We start from the raw sequence: 15,426 nt of genomic DNA, 5'->3' as shown, positions 1-15,426 counted from the left end.
AGGTCCCTCACTCCCATGGCCGAAGTGAACCGGCGCAGATTCCTCCAACTCGCGGGCGCCACCACGGCGTTCAGTGCCCTGTCCGCGAGCATCGACCGGGCCGCGGCACTCCCGGCGAACCACCGCTCGGGGTCGATCGAGGACGTCGAGCACATCGTCGTGCTGATGCAGGAGAACCGTTCGTTCGACCACTACTTCGGCAGGCTGCGCGGGGTCCGCGGCTTCGGCGACCCGCACCCGGTGGCGCTGGACGGCGGCAGGTCGGTGTGGCACCAGCGCAAGGGCGACGGCACCGAGGTGCTGCCCTTCCACCCGCAGGCCGACGACCTCGGCATGCAGTTCCTCGAAGGGCTGCCGCACGGCTGGTCCGACGGACAGGACGCCTACCACAACGCCAAGTACGACCGCTGGCTGCCCGCCAAGGGCACCACCACCATGGCGTACCTGACCCGCGAGGACATCCCCTTCCACTACGCGCTCGCCGACACCTTCACCGTCTGCGACGCCTACCACTGCTCCTTCATCGGCTCCACCGACCCCAACCGCTACTACCTGTGGTCGGGACACACCGGCAACGACGGCGCGGGCGGCGGCCCGGTCCTCGGCAACGACGAGCTCGGCTACGACTGGACGACGTACCCGGAGCGCCTGGAGAAGGCCGGGATCTCCTGGAAGATCTACCAGGACATCGGCGACGGCCTGGACGCCGCCGGCTCCTGGGGCTGGATCGACGACGCCTACCGGGGCAACTACGGCGACAACTCCCTGCTGTACTTCAACAAGTACCGGGGCGCCAAGCCCGGCGACCCCCTGTACGACAAGGCCCGCACCGGCACCGACGCCAAGAGCGGCGAGGGCTACTTCGACCGGCTGCGCGCCGACGTCAAGGCGGGCAGGCTGCCGAAGATCTCCTGGATAGCCGCCCCGGAGGCCTTCTCCGAGCACTCCAACTGGCCCTCGAACTACGGCGCCTGGTACATCTCCCAGGTCCTGGACGCGCTCACCTCCAACCCGGAGGTGTGGGCGAAGACCGCCCTGTTCATCACCTACGACGAGAACGACGGCTTCTTCGACCACGTGGTGCCGCCGCTGCCGCCGAAGTCCGCCGCACAGGGCCGCTCCACCGTCGACGTCTCCCTGGACGTCTTCGAGGGCAGCGCCACCCACCGCGAGGGCTTCTACGGGCTCGGCCCGCGCGTGCCCATGCTGGTGGTCTCGCCGTGGAGCAAGGGCGGCTTCGTCTGCTCCGAGACCTTCGACCACACCTCGGTCATCCGCTTCATGGAGCGCCGCTTCGGCGTCCGCGAGCCGAACATCTCACCCTGGCGGCGTGCCGTCTGCGGCGACCTGACCTCCGCCTTCGACTTCTCCCGCACGGACAGCCGCCCGGCCCGGCTGCCGGACACCGATGCCTACGAGCCGCCGGACCGCGAACGCCACCCCGACTACCGTCCGACGCCGCCCGCGGACCCCGGCATGCCCCGGCAGGAACGCGGGACGCGCCCCACCCGCCCGCTGCGCTACGCCCCGTACGTGGACGGTGCCGTGGACACGGAGGCCGGGAAGTTCACCCTGGCCTTCGCCTCCGGGGCCCGGGCCGGAGCCGCCTTCCTCGTCACCTCCGGCAACCGCACCGACGGCCCCTGGACGTACACCACCGAGGCCGGCAAGACCCTCGCGGACACCTGGAACTCGGCCTACTCCGGCGGCTCCTACGACCTGACCGTGCACGGCCCGGCCGGCTTCCTGCGGGTCTTCCGGGGCGCCAACGGGGTCGCCGGACCCGCCGGGCCCGAGGTCACCGCGCGGCACGACGGCGACGACCTCCGGCTGACCGTCACCCACACCGGTACCGGCACGGCCCGGCTCCGGATCGCCGACGCCTACGACGGCCGCGCCCGGACCCTCACCGTGCGCCCCGGCGCCACCGTGCGCCACACCGTCGACCTCGCGCGCAGCCGACGCTGGTACGACGTGACGGTCACCTCCGAGACCGACCCGGCCTTCCTGCGGCGCTTCGCCGGGCACGTGGAGAACGGCCGGCCGGGGACCAGCGACCCGGCGATCATCACGGACTGAGGCGACGCCCCGACCGGCGGCTAGAGCCGCGTGAGGTGCCCCGGCCCCGGCTGCCGGGGCACCAGCCCGGGCCCCGCCGGCGCCGGTCCCTCCGGCTCCGTCTCCGGACCCGCGAGTACCGGACCCGCGAGCACCGGTGCGGCCGGCTCCGGCCGCTCGGGGGTCGCCCGGCTCAGCTGGAGCACTCCCCAGGCGGCCAGCGCCGCACCGGTCAGCGCGAGGAGCACGCCGCCCGCGCCGCCCCTGAGGCGTTCCCCGAGCAGGGAGAGCCCGATCACCGCGGCGGCCACCGGATTGGCCAGGGTCACCACCGCCAGCGGTGCCCCGAGACCGCCGCGGTACGCCGTCTGGGACAGCAGCAGTCCGCCGGTCGCGAAAGCGGCCACCAGCACGGCCACGCCGATCACCTGGACGCTCAGCAGCGGGCCCGAGCGGTCGGTGACGGCGACCGTGACGGTCTGGGTGAGTGCCGAGGCCACGCCGGACGCGATCCCGGACGCCGTCGCGTGCCGCAGTCCCGGCCGGGTGCCGGGCCGCGACAGCACGCCGATCAGCGCCGCCGTCGCGCCGGACACCGTCAGCGCCTCCGGCACGCTCAGCACGTCGTCCGGGGCGGGCCCCGAGGCGGTGAGCAGCAGCGCGCCGAGGCCCAGCAGTGTCAGCCCGGTGCCCCGCCACTCGATCGCGCTCACCCGCCGGCCCGCCAGCCGCGCACCCAGGGGCACCGCCGCGACCAGGGTGAGCGCACCCAGCGGCTGGACCACGGTGAGGGGGCCGTACTTGAGCGCCACCACGTGCAGCAGTGCCGCCGAGGCGTTGAGCGCGACCGCCCACCACCAGGCGCCGGAGGCCAGCATCCGCAGCGCACCGGCGCCGGAGGCGCGCGAGGCCAGCCGCTCCTGGGCGACGGCCGCCGCGGCGTAGGCGCAGGCGGAGACGAGCGACAGCAGTACGGCTACCAGGGCGGCGTTCATCGGCCCGCCCCGACCAGTTCGGGCCGCTCGGCGGACGACCGGCGCCGGATCTCGGGCCGCCGGTGGGGGAGGGCGCACCGCGGCCGGCGGGGCCGGTCGGGCAGCCGCAGTACGGCGAGCGCGAGGCCGAGCAGGGCCGTGGCCACGATCACGTCGAGCCAGTAGTGGTTCGCGGTGCCCACGATGACCAGCAGCGTCACCAGCGGGTGCAGCAGCCACAGCCAGTGCCACCGGGTCCGCGTCGCGACGATCAGACCGATCGCCAGCATCAGGGCCCAGCCGAAGTGCAGCGAAGGCATCGCCGCGAACTGGTTCGACAGCGTGTCGGTGCGCGGCGGCCCGTACACCGAGGGTCCGAAGAGCCGGGCCGTGTCGATCAGACCGGTGGCGGCCAGCATGCGCGGCGGGGCGAGCGGAAAGAGGAGGTGCAGCACCAGCGCGGCGCCGGTCACGGCGGCCAGCACCCGGCGGGCCCAGAGATAGTGCGCCGGCCGTCGCAGGTAGAGCCAGACCAGGAAGGCCACGGTGGCCGGGAAGTGGACGGCGGCATAGTAGGTGTTCGCGACGTGTACCAGCGTGTCGCCGTGCAGCAGCAGGGACTGGACCGCGCCCTCGTCGGGCAGCCGGAGCACCCGCTCCCAGTCCCACACGTGGTGGGCGTTGCGGAACGCCTCGGCGGTCTCTCCCGTCGCCAGTCGGCGGCCGAACTTGTACACGAGGAAGAGCCCGGCCACGAGCAGCAGCTCACGGACGAGCGGTGGGCGCGCGGGCGCGTCCGGCCCCGCTTGTGCAGGCTCGCTGCGGGCATTCATCCCCCGGCCCCTTCGCTGACGGTGGTGCGTGTGGCTCGTCGGGTACGGGGGCGTGTGACGGTTCTCATCGATACGACCTCGTTCCGATACGCCAGTGTACCGATACGGTGGTGTACCGGTACACTGGCGTATCGATAGACATAGGACACACCGGAAACGGGAAGGAACGGAGCCGATGACGTCGCAGGACGCGGACCGACCGGAAGCGGTCGGCACCTCGCGCCGCTCCAAGATCACGCCAGAGCGTGAGCAGGAGTTCTTCGACGCCGTGCTCGACCAGCTCCGCTCCTGCGGCTACGACGCCGTCACCATGGAGGGCATCGCCGCCAGCACCCGGTGCAGCAAGTCCACGCTCTACCGGCAGTGGAAGACCAAGCCCCAGTTCGTGGCGGCAGCCCTGCGCTCCAACCGCCGGGTGCGCTTCACCGACATCGACACCGGTTCGCTCGCCGGGGACCTCCGCCAGGCGGCCGCGGCCGCGGGCGAGGGGGCGGGCAAGGACACCGGGCTGCTCCAGGCGCTCGGCCACGCGGTCATGGAGGATCCGGAGCTCAAGTGCGCGCTGCGCGAGGCGCTCGTCGAGCCGGAGATCGCCGCGCTGCGGGCGATCCTCGCGCGCGGTGTGGCCCGGGGAGAGGTGCCGGCCGGCCACCCGGCGCTGGAGTACGTGCCCGCACAGCTCTTCGGCATGCTGCGGATGCGGCCCGTCCTGGAGGGCAAGCAGGCGGACGCGGCCTACCTCGTCCGGTTCGTGGAGGCCGTCGTACTGCCGGCGCTCGGCCTCCCCTGAGACTCAGGCCGCCGTCCACGGGATGACTGGACGGTGGCCTGCCCGCGCCGCACCGTGGGGACGGGGGCGGCGCGCACCCCCGGCCGGGTGGGGCACCCTTTGAGCGGAGGGCGCCCCACCCGGCCGACAGTTTCCCGGCGGTACCTGCGCGGGCACCGCCGGGCCGGTCAGACGTCCTGGCCGTCGCCCCCGCCGCCGCCCGAGGTGTCCACCTCGATGCCCTTGGTGATCTCGTCGATGACCGACTGCTTCTGGTCGGTGTCGACACCGAAGCGCACGACGACGATGCGCTCGGGGTCGGCGGGCGAGGGGAAGGCCAGCGACTCGACGAAGCCGTCGGAGCCCTTGGCGGTGACCGCCTTCCAGCGGACCAGGTAGCCCTTCTGCCCGGCGACCGTGACCGCCTTGGAGGCCAGCTCCTCGTGCGAGGTGATCCCGCCGTAGGACTTGCCGCCGTAGGACTCCTCGGCGTTCGCCTCGATGTCGGCCTTGGCGACCTCCTCCGCGGTGTCGCCCTCGGTCTTCAGGAGCATCGCGGGCGCCGAGTAGGCGCCGCCCTTCGTGCAGGAACTGGAGGTGTCCCCGGGGCACTTGTAGGCGTCGTCCGACGTTACCTGCGCGCCGACCTGCAACTCCTGTCCCGACCAGCCGTCCGGTATGGGCAGGCTGATCCCGCTGAACGCGTCCGTCACCGAGCCGCTGTCGATCGTGGGCGGCTCCGACCGGTCCGGGGAGTCCGGCGCGGGCGACCGGCCGTCCTCGCCACCGCCGTCGCCGCCCCCCGAGTCGCCGAAGGGGTCGTTCCGCTCGCCGGGGCCGCGCCGGTCCTGCTGCGAGGCGCCCGCGTCGTTGCCGCCCGAGCCGTCGTCGGTCAGCGCGTACACGCCGATCCCGATGCCGGCCAGCACCGCCACGGCCGCCGCCACGGCTATGCCGGCCCGCAGCCGCCGCCGTCGCGCGGACGGGGGCTGGACGGGTATGCCCGGATAGCCCGGGTGCACGGGGTACGGCACGGCCGCGGTGTCCTGCACCGGTGGCTGGACCGGCGGTTGCCCCGGCGGCTGCGCGGGGGGAGCCCATGCGGCGGCCTCTCCCGCGGGGCGCACCCGGTCGGTCCACGCCGTGCCGTCCCACCAGCGTTCGGTGGCGGGACCGTCATTCTTCTGTCCGGGGTCCGGGTACCACCCGGGAGGAGTCGCCTGCGTCATGTGCCCACCGTATGAGGCGTCGGTGAAAGCCGGATGAGAGGCCCGGCCGCATCCCGGCCGCACCCCGTCCTCCGGACGGCCCGGCGCCCCGCGCCCCCGTGAGGTTGACGGGCTCCCGGCCGCACCGCCGCTGATGACGGGCCCGGTGCGTCGTTCAGGCTTTACCGCATGTCACCCGTCACGGCAACTGGTCGGCGGAGCGCCCACCACTTGCGCGATCGGAGGGCTAGGCTCAGGCTCTGTACGTCATTCGAGCGACTCGGGGAGGTAGCGGGATGACGGAGGTACGGCGGGCGGGCGCCGTCCCGGCCTCCCTCTGGGAGCGCGACGAGGAAGTCGCCACCATCACGCGCGCGGTGGACACCCTGTGCGCGGACCGCTCGTCCCCCGGCACCCTGCTGGAGGCCCGCGGCGAGGCCGGGGTCGGCAAGACGGCGCTGCTCGCCGAGACCCGCCGGATCGCCGAGGCCCGGGGCTGCACCGTCTGGTCGGCACGCGGCGGCGAGACCCTCAGGTCCGTCCCCTTCAACGTGGTGCGCCAACTGCTCCAGCCCGCCCTGGTGTCCATGCTCCCCGAGGAGGCCCGCGAGTACCTCGGCGACTGGTACGACATCGCGGGTCCCGCCCTCGGCATAGCGGACCCCGGTGAGCGGCAGGCCGACCCGCAGGGCGTGTGCGACGGCCTGGTCGCCGCCGTACGCCGGCTCGCCCGCCGGGAGTGGCCGCTGGTGCTGCTGATCGACGACGCCCACTGGGCCGACCAGGAGACCCTGCGCTGGCTCGCCGCGCTCGCCGAACGGCTCGACGAGACCTCCGTCCTGGTCGTCATCGCCCGCCGCCCCGGCGACGTCAGCGGCGACAGCGCCCGTCACCTGGAGGCGGCCACCGCCGTCGGCCGGCCCCTCGCCCCGCTGAACGCCCTCACCCCGCAAGCGACGGCCGGACTCACCCGCGCCACGCTGGGCGCACACGCCGAGGCCGCGTTCTGCCGCGAGGTGTGGGCCGTCACCGGCGGCAACCCCTACGAGACCGTCGAACTCCTCGCGAAGGTCCAGGACAGCGAACTGCAACCCGTCGAGGCGGAGGCCGCCGAGCTGCGCGCCCTGAACCGCTCCGCCCGCGGCGGCGGTCTCGTCGCCCGCCTGGAGCAACTCGGCGTCGACTCCACCCGGTTCGCCTGGGCCGCGGCCATCCTCGGCGGCGGCATCACCGTCGACATGGTGGCCAGGCTCGCCACCCTGGACCGCGCCGAAGCCGTCCGCTGCGCCGAGTTGCTCCGGGGCGCCCGGATCCTGTCGGTACCCGACGCCACCGCCGGACAACCGGGCGCGGGCGACCTGGAGTTCGTCCACCCGCTGATCGCCACCGCCGTCTACAACTCGATCCCCGACGCGCTGCGCACGGCGATGCACGGCATAGCGGCCCAGCTGGTCGCCGACTCCGGGCTCGGTGCGGCGGCAGCCTCCCGCCACCTGCTCAAGGTGCACCCCGACGACGACCAGGAAGTCGTGGCCCAGCTGCGCGAGGCCGCCCGCGAGCACCTCGCCGTCGGAGCCCCGGACGCGGCCCGGCGCTGCCTCGAACGGGCCCTCCAGGAACCGCCGTTGCCCGAGTCCCACGCCCGCGTGCTGTTCGAACTGGGCTGCGCCACCCTCCTCACCGCTCCCGCCACCACCATCGGCCACCTGCGCACCGCGCTCGCCATGCCCGGCCTTGAGGGCGAGCAGCGGGTGGACGCCGTCTTCCGGCTCTCCCAGGCCCTGCTCCACAACGACCAGCTGGAGGAGGCGGTCCGCACCGTCGAGGCCGAGGCCGCCCGCAACCCCGACCCCTCCGCGCGCCTGCGGCTCCAGGCGGCCCAGTACATGTGGGAGGGCATCCACGCCGGCGAGACCTCCTCGCCGCACCGCTCCGCACGCCTGGCCGAACTCGCCGCCACCTGCACCGGCCGCGACAACGCCGAGCGCGCCCTGCTCATCCTGCGCGGCTTCGACGCCATGACCCACGGCGAGAGCGCCGAGGAGGTCGTCGAGCTGTGCGACCGCGCCCTCGTCAACGGCCGCCTGGCACCCGGACTCGGCTGGACCGACACCGAGTGGGGCCTGGAACTGCCGATGATGCTGGCCAGTTCCTACGCCTACGCCGACCGGCTCGACCGCGCCGAGGCACTGTTCACCGAGGCGCTGCGGGCCTACGAGAGCGCGGGCTGGAGCGGCGGCCACCTCGCCCTCGCGCACGCCTACGTCGGCCTCGGCCACCGCAGGAGGGGCCGCCTGAGGGAGGCCGAGCAGTCGCTGCGCGAGTCCCTGCGCATCGCCGAACGCGTGGGCCGCGGGCTGCCGCTGTACTGGTCGGCGACCTGCAACCTGGTCGACACCCTGCTCGCCCGCGGCCATGTCGAGGAGGCCAGGACCGTCGCCGACCAGTACGGCTTCGCCCCGCCGTATCCGTCGACGATCGTGCTGCCCGACCCCCGCCCGGTGCGCGGCCGCCTGCTCCTCGCCACCGGCCGTACCAAGGAGGGCGTCAACGAACTGGAGGCCGCCGAGAAGGCCGCCGCCGCGCGTGGCCGGCACAATCCCGTGGTCGTCCCCTGGGCGACCGAACTGGCCCGGGCGCTGGCCGGCGAGGACCCCGGCCGCGCTGCCCGACTGGCCACCGACGCCCGCCGCCAGGCCGAACGCTTCGGCACGGACACCGCGATAGGGGAGGCCCTGCGCTGTGCCGCCGCGCTGGAGACCGGCCAGCGCGCGGTCCGGCTCGCCGCCCAGGCCGTCGCGTACCTGGAGGCCTCGCCCTGCCAGTACGAGCACGCCGCCGCCCGCGTGGAGTACGGCCTCGCGGCCCGCTCGGCGGCCGAGCTGAACCGGGGACTGGCGCTGGCCGAGTCCTGCGGCGCCGACGGCCTCGCCGCCCGCGCCCGCGAGGCCCTGGCGGTGGTGGGCCAAGCGGGCTGAGGGTCGTCAGTCGGCGCCGAGGGGCTTCACTCCGCGGCGCCGTCCGCCTCCTCGGCCAGCACCCGCTGGGCCGTCGCGAACGCCGAGTTCGCCGCCGGGACCCCGCAGTACACCGCGGTCTGGAGCAGCACCGCGCCGATCTCGTCCGGCGTCAGCCCGTTGCGGCGCGCGGCCCGCACATGCATGGCCAGCTCCTCGTAGTGGCCGTGCGCGACCAGCGCCGTCAGTGTGACCATGCTCCGCTCGCGGCGCGAGAGCGTCTCGTCGGTCCAGATCTCGCCCCACGCGTAGCGCGAGATGAAGTCCTGGAAACGGGCGGTGAACGGCGACTGCCTCGACTGCGCCCGGTCCACGTGCGCGTCGCCCAGCACCTCGCGCCGCACCGCCATGCCCCGCCGGGCCCCGCCGTCGAAGTGGGCCCGCAGCGTCGTCAGCACCGCCTCGGGCCGCTCGGCCGGCGCCAGGTGCGAGGCACCCGGGATCTCCGTCAGCGTCGCGCCCGGCACCGCGTCGGCGATCTCCCGCAGGTGCGCGGGCGGCGTGGCCGGGTCCTCGCGCCCCGCGACCAGCAGGGTCGGCGCGGAGACCTCACCGAGCCGCTCCCGCAGGTCGAAGGCGGCCAGCGCGTCGCAACAGGCCGCGTACGCACCGGGATCGGCCTCCCGCTGGTCCCGGACCAGCCGCGGCACGGTGAACCCCGGCGTGAACCACCGCGCGTCCGCACTGTCCGCGAGCCGTGCCAGCCCCTCCTCGCGCACCTGCGCGGCCCGCTCCTCCCACGGCTCGGCTCCGTTGAAGTGCGCCGACGAGCAGACGACCGCCAGGGACGACACGCGCTCCGGGTGGTGCACGGCCAGATGCAGGCCCACCGCACCGCCCAGGGACACCCCGGCGTAGGCGAACCGCTCCACCCCGAGCGAGTCGGCGAGCGCCAGCACCAGATCGGCCAGGTCCCCGACGGTGGCGCCGGGCCCGATCAGGTCGGCCCGGGAACCTCCGTGCCCCGGCAGGTCCCAGCGGATCACCCGGTGCCGGACGGAGAGTTCCGGCGCCACCGCGTCCCACAGCGCGTACGAGGTGCCCAGCGAGGGACCGAGCAGCAGCGGGGGAGCGGAAGCGGGGCCTTCGGACAGGTGGTTGAGTATGGTCGTCAACGTCGCTCCAGAGCACGGTCGGTGAGGGCGGCAGCGGCGCCGGTGTAGCGAGCGGGGTCGGCCGGGCGGGCCAGGTCGAGGTCCCGCAACTCCGGTACCTCAGCCAGGAGTTCACCCAGCTCCCGGTCCTCGGCGTAGGCACGCGCCGCCAGTTCGGTGAGCAGTTCCTTCGCTCGGGCCCGCCCGAGCACCGGCGCCAGCTCGGCCGAGAGCCGCTCCGAGACGATCAGCCCGTGGGTGAGCCCGAGGTGCGCCCGCATCACGTCCGGGCGCACCCGCAGCCCCTCGGCCAGCTCCGCGGCGTCACGGGCGGCGCCGCCGGTCAGCCGCAGCAGGTCCCGCAGCGGCTCCCACTCGGCGTGCCAGGCCCCGGCCGGACGCTCGTCCTCGGCGGCCAGCGAGCCGTACAGCGTGGCCGCGAGCTGCGGTGCGCGCCGGGCGGCCGCCGCGATCAGCGTGGACCGCACCGGATTGACCTTGTGCGGCATCGCAGACGAGCCGCCCCCGCTGCCCTCGGCGACCTCGCCGATCTCGGTGCGCGACAGCGTCAGCACGTCCACGGCGAGCTTCCCGAGCGCCCCCGCGGCGAAGGCGAGCGCCCCGGCCAGGTCGGCGATCGGAGTGCGCAGCGTGTGCCAGGGCAGTACCGGTGCGCGCAGCCCGAGTTCACGGGCGTAGGCGGCGGGCAGCGAGGTCGGGTCCGTCGCGCCGTACGCCGCGAAGGCGGCCAGGGTGCCCGCCGCGCCGCCGAGCTGGGCGGGCAGCCCGTCCCGCACCGCCGTGATCCGGTCCCGCGCGTCCAGCACCAGCGCGCGCCATCCGGCCGCCTTGAGCCCGAAGGCCGTCGGCACGGCGTGCTGGGTGAGCGTCCGGCCCGGCATCGGCGTGTCCCGGTGCTCGACGGCCAGCCGGGCCAGCGCCCGTTCCGTGCGGGCGAGATCGGACAGCAGCAGGTCCAGGGTGCGGGCGGCGACCAGCATCGTCGCCGTGTCCAGGATGTCCTGGCTGGTCGCGCCCCGGTGCACATACGGCCCGTACGGGTCGCCGACCGCCTTCGTCAGGTCGGCCACCAGCGGGATGACCGGGTTCCCGCCGCCCCGGGCGCGCTCGGCGAGGGAGCGCGCGTCGAAGGCGGCCGGGTCGGCGGCGGCCGCGCTCACCGCGTCCGCCGCCTCGGCCGGGGCGAGCCCCAGCGCGGCCTGGGCACGGGTCAGCGCTACCTCCGCGTCGAGCAGGGCCCGCAGGTACGCGCGGTCACCGGTCGCGGAGGCGGCCGGCGAGCCGGCCCACCCGGGGGCGAGCAGGCCCGTGCCGGAGTCGGCGTCGGCGCGGTCGGCAGGTGGTGTCACTGAAACTCCAGGAAGACCGTCTCGCCCTCGCCCTGAAGGCGGATGTCGAAACGGTACGTCCCGTGGCCCTCGTCCGCGGCGATCAGCGTGTCGCGGCGTCCGGCGGGCACCCGGCACAGCAGCGGGTCGGCGGCCAGCACCGCCGCGTCGCCCGGCAGGTAGATCCGGGTGAACAGGTGCACCAGCAGCCCGCGCGCGAACACGCACACGCTGACGTACGGCGCGCTCCGCCCGCGCGCGCCCGGTCGCAGCGTCCGCGCGTACCAGTGGCCGTTCGCGTCCGTCTGGATGCGCCCGAAGCCGGTGAACTCCACGCCGTTGCGGCCCAGGAAGCCGCCGGAGGCGGGATCACGCCGCATCGAGCCGTCGGCGGTGGGGACATTGCCCTCGGGGTCCGGGCCCCACAGCTCCAGGAGGGCGTCGGGCAGCGGGTTGCCGTCCCCGTCGTACACGTACCCGTGCACGGTGACCGTGTCCGGGTGCCCGGCGGGCGCGATGTCCTCGCCGCCGCGGAAGGGCAGCGCGTACCCGTAGAAGGGGCCGACCGTGTGCGACGGCGTGGGCGGCACCTGCTCCGGGCCGCTGGTGTCGATCTTCGTCATGGCGGGTCAGCGTCCTTCTTCGATCCAGGTGGCGTTCGGGCCGTCGAGCACGATGTCCCAGTGGTAGCCGAGCGAGAACTCCGGCACGGACAGGCTGTGGTCGTAGGTCGCGATCAGCCGCTGCCGCGCGGCGTCGTCCGTCACCGACTGCAGGATCGGGTCGTACGGGAACAGCGGGTCGTTCGGGAAGTACATCTGCGTGACCAGGCGCTGGGTGAACGCCGAGCCGAAGACGGAGAAGTGGATGTGCGCGGGGCGCCAGGCGCCCACGTGGTTGCGCCACGGGTAGGGGCCGGGCTGGACGGTGGTGAAACGGTAGAAGCCGTCGTGATCGGAGAGGGTGCGGCCGACGCCGGTGAAGTTCGGGTCCAGCGGCGCGTCGTGCTGCTCGCGCTGGTGCGCGTAGCGCCCGGCCGAGTTGGCCTGCCAGATCTCCACGAGCTGCCCGCGGACCGGTTTCCCGTCGCGGTCCAGGAGGCGGCCGGAGACGGTGATGCGCTCGCCGACCGGCTCACCGGTGTGCTGCCGGGTCAGGTCGTTGTCGATGTCGGTGATGTCCCGCTCGCCGAAGGCGGGGGAGGCCAGCTCCACCAGCTCCGGGTCCTTGGTGACGTCGATGGCGATCGGCGGCTGCTTCGGGTGGCGCAGCACCGAGGAGCGGTACGGGGCGTAGTCGCGGCGCGGGTGGTGCTCGACGGGGCCGCCGTCGGCGACCCGCTTCCCGTAGGCGGCGTGCTCGGCCGCGATCTCCGCGTCGATGTCGTGCTGGGTGAGAGTCATGGGGGAGTCCCTGGGGTGACTAGCGGTCGAGGACCAGGGCGAGACCCTGGCCGACGCCGATGCAGAGGGTGGCGATGCCGGTGCCGCTCCCCTTGCGGGCGAGCTGGTGGGCGACGGTGCCGGCGAGGCGGGCGCCGGAGGCGCCGAGCGGGTGGCCGAGGGCGATGGCACCGCCCTGCGGGTTGAGGACGGCGGGGTCGAACTCGGGCCACTCGGCGACGCAGCCCAGCACCTGGGCGGCGAAGGCCTCGTTGAGTTCGAACACGTCCAGATCGGCGAAGCCGCGGCCGGCCCTGGCGAGCGCGCGGTTCACCGCCTCCACGGGGGCGAGACCGAAGTACTGCGGCTCGGTCGCCGAGACCCCGGTGGCCGAGACCCGGGCGAGCGGCTCGCGTCCGGTGGCGCGCAGGCCCTCCTCGTCGACCAGGAGCAGCGCGGCGGCACCGTCGTTGAGCGGTGAGGCGTTCCCGGCGGTCACGGTGCCGTCGGACTCGCGGAACGACGGCCTCAGCTTGGCCATCGCCTCCAGCGACGCGTCCGGGCGCACGCACTCGTCGGCGGCGAAGTCCACCGGGTCGCCCTTGCGGCGCGGTACGGGAACGGGTGCCAGCTCGGCGTCGAACAGGCCGTCGGCCTGGGCCCGGGCGGCCTTGTGGTGGGAGGCGAGGGCGTACGCGTCCTGCTGCTCGCGGGTGATCCCGTGCTTGTCCGCGATCAGTTCCGCCGATTCGCCGAGCGGGATCGTCCACTGCGGGTCCATCGCCGGGTTGACCATGCGCCAGCCCAGGGTGGTCGAGTACAGCTCGGTGTTCCCGGCGGGAAAGGGCCGGTCCGGTTTGGGCAGCACGTACGGCGCCCGGGTCATCGACTCCACGCCGCCCGCGAGCACGACCGACGCGTCGCCGACCGCGATCGCGCGGGCGGCCTGGATCACCGCTTCGAGGCCGGACGCGCACAGCCGGTTCACCGTGACGCCGGGGACGGTGGTGGGCAGGCCGGCCAGGAGGGCGGCCATGCGGGCGACGTTGCGGTTCTCCTCGCCGGCGCCGTTGGCGTTGCCGAAGTACACGTCGTCGATCCGGGACGGGTCCAGGTCAGGGGTGCGGCCGAGGAGTTCACGGATCGCGTGCGCGGCCAGGTCGTCCGGGCGTACGCCCGCCAGGCCCCCGTTGTACTTGCCGAACGGGGTGCGCACCGCGTCGACGATGTAGACGTCCCTCACTTCGCTCCCTCCGCGACGACGAGCTTGGCGTCCGTCCTGGCGACGACCTCGTCGACGCTCACGGCCGGGGCGGTCTCCACCAGCACCAGGCCGTCCTCGGTGACGTCGAGGACGCCGAGATCGGTGATGACGCGGTTCACGCAGGCCTTGCCGGTGAGCGGCAGGGCGCACTCCTCGAGGATCTTGGGGGAGCCGTCCTTGGCGGTGTGGGTCATGACCACGATGACGGTGCGGGCGCCGTGGACGAGGTCCATCGCGCCGCCGATCCCGGTGATCATCTTGCCGGGGACGGCCCAGTTCGCGAGGTCGCCGGAGGAGGAGACCTGCATCGCGCCGAGCACCGCCACGTCGATGTGCCCGCCCCGGATCATGCCGAAGGACAGGGCCGAGTCGAAGAAGGCGGCGCCCGGCCGGACCGTGACCGTCTCCTTGCCCGCGTTGATCAGGTCGGGGTCCACCTCGGCCTCGGTGGGGTACCTGCCGGTGCCCAGGATGCCGTTCTCCGACTCCAGGGTGACCTCGACGCCCTCGGGGAGGTAGTTCGGGATCAGGGTGGGCAGGCCGATGCCGAGGTTGACGTACTGGCCGTCGCGCAGCTCCAGCGCGGCCCGCGCGGCCATCTGTTCACGCGTCCAGGCCATCAGGAAGTCACCGTCCGCCGCTCGATCTTCTTGTCGTTGGCCTGCTCCGGGGTCAGCGCCACCACCCGCTGGACGAAGATCCCGGGCAGGTGCACCGCGTCCGGGTCGATCTCGCCGGGCTCGACCAGCTCCTCCACCTCGGCGATCGTCACCCGTCCGGCCATCGCGGCCAGCGGGTTGAAGTTCCGGGAGGACTTGGCGAAGACCAGGTTGCCGTGCCGGTCGCCCTTCGCGGCGCGGACCAGCGCGAAGTCGGTGCGGATGCCGCGCTCGAGGACGTACTGCGTCCCGTCGAACTCGCGGACCTCCTTCGGCGGCGAGGCCAGCGCGACCCCGCCCGACCCGTCGTACCGCCACGGCAGTCCGCCGTCGGCGACCTGGGTGCCGACCCCGGCGGGTGTGTAGAAGGCGGGGATCCCCGCGCCGCCGGCCCGCAGCCGCTCGGCCAGGGTGCCCTGGGGGATCATCTCCACCTCCAGCTCCCCGCCGAGGTACTGGCGCGCGAACTCCTTGTTCGCGCCGATGTAGGACCCGGTCACCCGGGCGATGCGCCCGGCGGCCAGCAGGACGGCCAGCCCGGACTCCATCGCCCCGCAGTTGTTGGAGACCACCGACAGCCCGCCGGTCCCGCGCTCGTACAGCGCCTGGATCAGCACGTTCGGCACACCGCTCAGCCCGAAGCCGCCCACCGCGAGCGACGCGCCATCGGGCACGTCGGCCACCGCCTCACCGGCCGTGGCCACCACCTTGTCCATCCGAGGAGCCCCATCTCTTCCGCGTGTCGCTTCCGCGTGCCCCGGGAGCAGATAGTCAGGGCACTGAGTATTTCAGCGAGGTTGTCCACACGCTGCCACCGGA

13 protein-coding genes are annotated in these 15,426 nt (G+C 74.0%); 3 read left to right on the top strand and 10 right to left on the bottom strand.

The genetic code is table 11. The annotated features are described in order from the left end of the window. The first annotated feature begins 15 nt into the window (after positions 1–15). A complete protein-coding gene (locus ACFYZ3_RS13425; protein ID WP_388516184.1) occupies positions 16–2,079 on the top strand; it encodes a phosphocholine-specific phospholipase C in 2,064 nt (687 codons plus the stop codon). A 20-nt stretch (positions 2,080–2,099) separates the two neighbouring features. On the opposite strand, the gene ACFYZ3_RS13420 is transcribed toward ACFYZ3_RS13425, so the two are convergent. Then, positions 2,100–3,053, bottom strand: coding sequence for a hypothetical protein (locus ACFYZ3_RS13420; RefSeq protein ID WP_388516183.1), 954 nt, complete (start codon positions 3,051–3,053; stop codon positions 2,100–2,102). Further along, complete coding sequence (locus ACFYZ3_RS13415; RefSeq protein WP_388516181.1) at positions 3,050–3,865, bottom strand: phosphatase PAP2 family protein; 816 nt, start codon at positions 3,863–3,865, stop codon at positions 3,050–3,052. The genes ACFYZ3_RS13420 and ACFYZ3_RS13415 overlap by 4 nt, the downstream gene beginning before the upstream one ends. A 175-nt stretch (positions 3,866–4,040) precedes the next feature. Between ACFYZ3_RS13415 and ACFYZ3_RS13410 the strand changes: the two genes are divergently transcribed. Then, a complete protein-coding gene (locus tag ACFYZ3_RS13410) occupies positions 4,041–4,655 on the top strand; it encodes a TetR/AcrR family transcriptional regulator C-terminal ligand-binding domain-containing protein (protein WP_388516179.1) in 615 nt (204 codons plus the stop codon). A gap of 167 nt (positions 4,656–4,822) precedes the next feature. Here ACFYZ3_RS13410 and ACFYZ3_RS13405 read toward each other — a convergent pair whose 3' ends face one another. Next, positions 4,823–5,863: a DUF2510 domain-containing protein gene (locus tag ACFYZ3_RS13405; protein ID WP_388516177.1), complete on the bottom strand. Its 1,041-nt coding sequence runs from the start codon at positions 5,861–5,863 to the stop codon at positions 4,823–4,825. Positions 5,864–6,138: 275 nt separating this feature from the next. Here ACFYZ3_RS13405 and ACFYZ3_RS13400 point away from each other — a divergent pair, with 275 nt between their 5' ends. After that, on the top strand, positions 6,139–8,820 hold the full coding sequence (locus tag ACFYZ3_RS13400) for an ATP-binding protein (protein ID WP_388516175.1): 2,682 nt from the start codon (positions 6,139–6,141) through the stop codon (positions 8,818–8,820). 26 nt (positions 8,821–8,846) lie between these two features. On the opposite strand, the gene pcaD is transcribed toward ACFYZ3_RS13400, so the two are convergent. From pcaD to ACFYZ3_RS13365, 7 genes are read right to left on the bottom strand one after another with little or no spacing between them, the layout of a single operon-like run. Beyond that, a complete protein-coding gene (gene pcaD / locus ACFYZ3_RS13395; RefSeq protein WP_388516174.1) occupies positions 8,847–9,974 on the bottom strand; it encodes a 3-oxoadipate enol-lactonase in 1,128 nt (375 codons plus the stop codon). Continuing rightward, complete coding sequence (gene pcaB, locus ACFYZ3_RS13390; protein WP_388516172.1) at positions 9,971–11,323, bottom strand: 3-carboxy-cis,cis-muconate cycloisomerase; 1,353 nt, start codon at positions 11,321–11,323, stop codon at positions 9,971–9,973. Before pcaB ends, pcaD begins: the two co-directional genes overlap by 4 nt. Next, a complete protein-coding gene (gene pcaG, locus ACFYZ3_RS13385) occupies positions 11,320–11,925 on the bottom strand; it encodes a protocatechuate 3,4-dioxygenase subunit alpha (protein ID WP_388516170.1) in 606 nt (201 codons plus the stop codon). Before pcaG ends, pcaB begins: the two co-directional genes overlap by 4 nt. Before the next feature lie 6 nt (positions 11,926–11,931). Next, entirely contained in the window at positions 11,932–12,705 is a 774-nt protein-coding gene (pcaH, locus tag ACFYZ3_RS13380) for a protocatechuate 3,4-dioxygenase subunit beta (RefSeq protein ID WP_388516168.1), read from the bottom strand. Between the two features lie 19 nt (positions 12,706–12,724). After that, positions 12,725–13,927, bottom strand: coding sequence for a thiolase family protein (locus ACFYZ3_RS13375; protein ID WP_388516166.1), 1,203 nt, complete (start codon positions 13,925–13,927; stop codon positions 12,725–12,727). After that, the gene (locus ACFYZ3_RS13370) at positions 13,924–14,568 is read right to left on the bottom strand and encodes a CoA transferase subunit B (RefSeq protein WP_388516165.1); all 645 of its coding nucleotides are present in this window, start codon (positions 14,566–14,568) and stop codon (positions 13,924–13,926) included. The genes ACFYZ3_RS13375 and ACFYZ3_RS13370 overlap by 4 nt, the downstream gene beginning before the upstream one ends. Next, positions 14,568–15,323 carry a CoA transferase subunit A gene (locus tag ACFYZ3_RS13365; RefSeq protein ID WP_388516163.1) on the bottom strand — a complete coding sequence of 252 codons (756 nt, stop codon included), beginning with the start codon at positions 15,321–15,323 and terminating at the stop codon, positions 14,568–14,570. The genes ACFYZ3_RS13370 and ACFYZ3_RS13365 overlap by 1 nt, the downstream gene beginning before the upstream one ends. Positions 15,324–15,426 lie beyond the last annotated feature (103 nt).

The organism is Streptomyces sp. NPDC001599 (assembly GCF_042893535.1).
In the GTDB taxonomy this organism is placed as follows: domain Bacteria; phylum Actinomycetota; class Actinomycetes; order Streptomycetales; family Streptomycetaceae; genus Streptomyces.
Note: the sequence above shows the minus strand (reverse complement) of the source record. Positions and strands in the feature narration are given on the sequence as shown.

Coding starts and splice junctions, on each gene's coding strand:
- ACFYZ3_RS13400 (WP_388516175.1), top strand. CDS start 6,139: ATGACGGAGGTACGGCGGGCGGGCGCCGTCCCGGCCTCCCTCTGGGAG.
- ACFYZ3_RS13420 (WP_388516183.1), bottom strand. CDS start 3,053: ATGAACGCCGCCCTGGTAGCCGTACTGCTGTCGCTCGTCTCCGCCTGC.
- ACFYZ3_RS13405 (WP_388516177.1), bottom strand. CDS start 5,863: ATGACGCAGGCGACTCCTCCCGGGTGGTACCCGGACCCCGGACAGAAG.
- ACFYZ3_RS13410 (WP_388516179.1), top strand. CDS start 4,041: ATGACGTCGCAGGACGCGGACCGACCGGAAGCGGTCGGCACCTCGCGC.
- ACFYZ3_RS13425 (WP_388516184.1), top strand. CDS start 16: ATGGCCGAAGTGAACCGGCGCAGATTCCTCCAACTCGCGGGCGCCACC.
- ACFYZ3_RS13370 (WP_388516165.1), bottom strand. CDS start 14,568: ATGGCCTGGACGCGTGAACAGATGGCCGCGCGGGCCGCGCTGGAGCTG.
- pcaG (WP_388516170.1), bottom strand. CDS start 11,925: ATGACGAAGATCGACACCAGCGGCCCGGAGCAGGTGCCGCCCACGCCG.
- ACFYZ3_RS13415 (WP_388516181.1), bottom strand. CDS start 3,865: ATGAATGCCCGCAGCGAGCCTGCACAAGCGGGGCCGGACGCGCCCGCG.
- ACFYZ3_RS13365 (WP_388516163.1), bottom strand. CDS start 15,323: ATGGACAAGGTGGTGGCCACGGCCGGTGAGGCGGTGGCCGACGTGCCC.
- pcaH (WP_388516168.1), bottom strand. CDS start 12,705: ATGACTCTCACCCAGCACGACATCGACGCGGAGATCGCGGCCGAGCAC.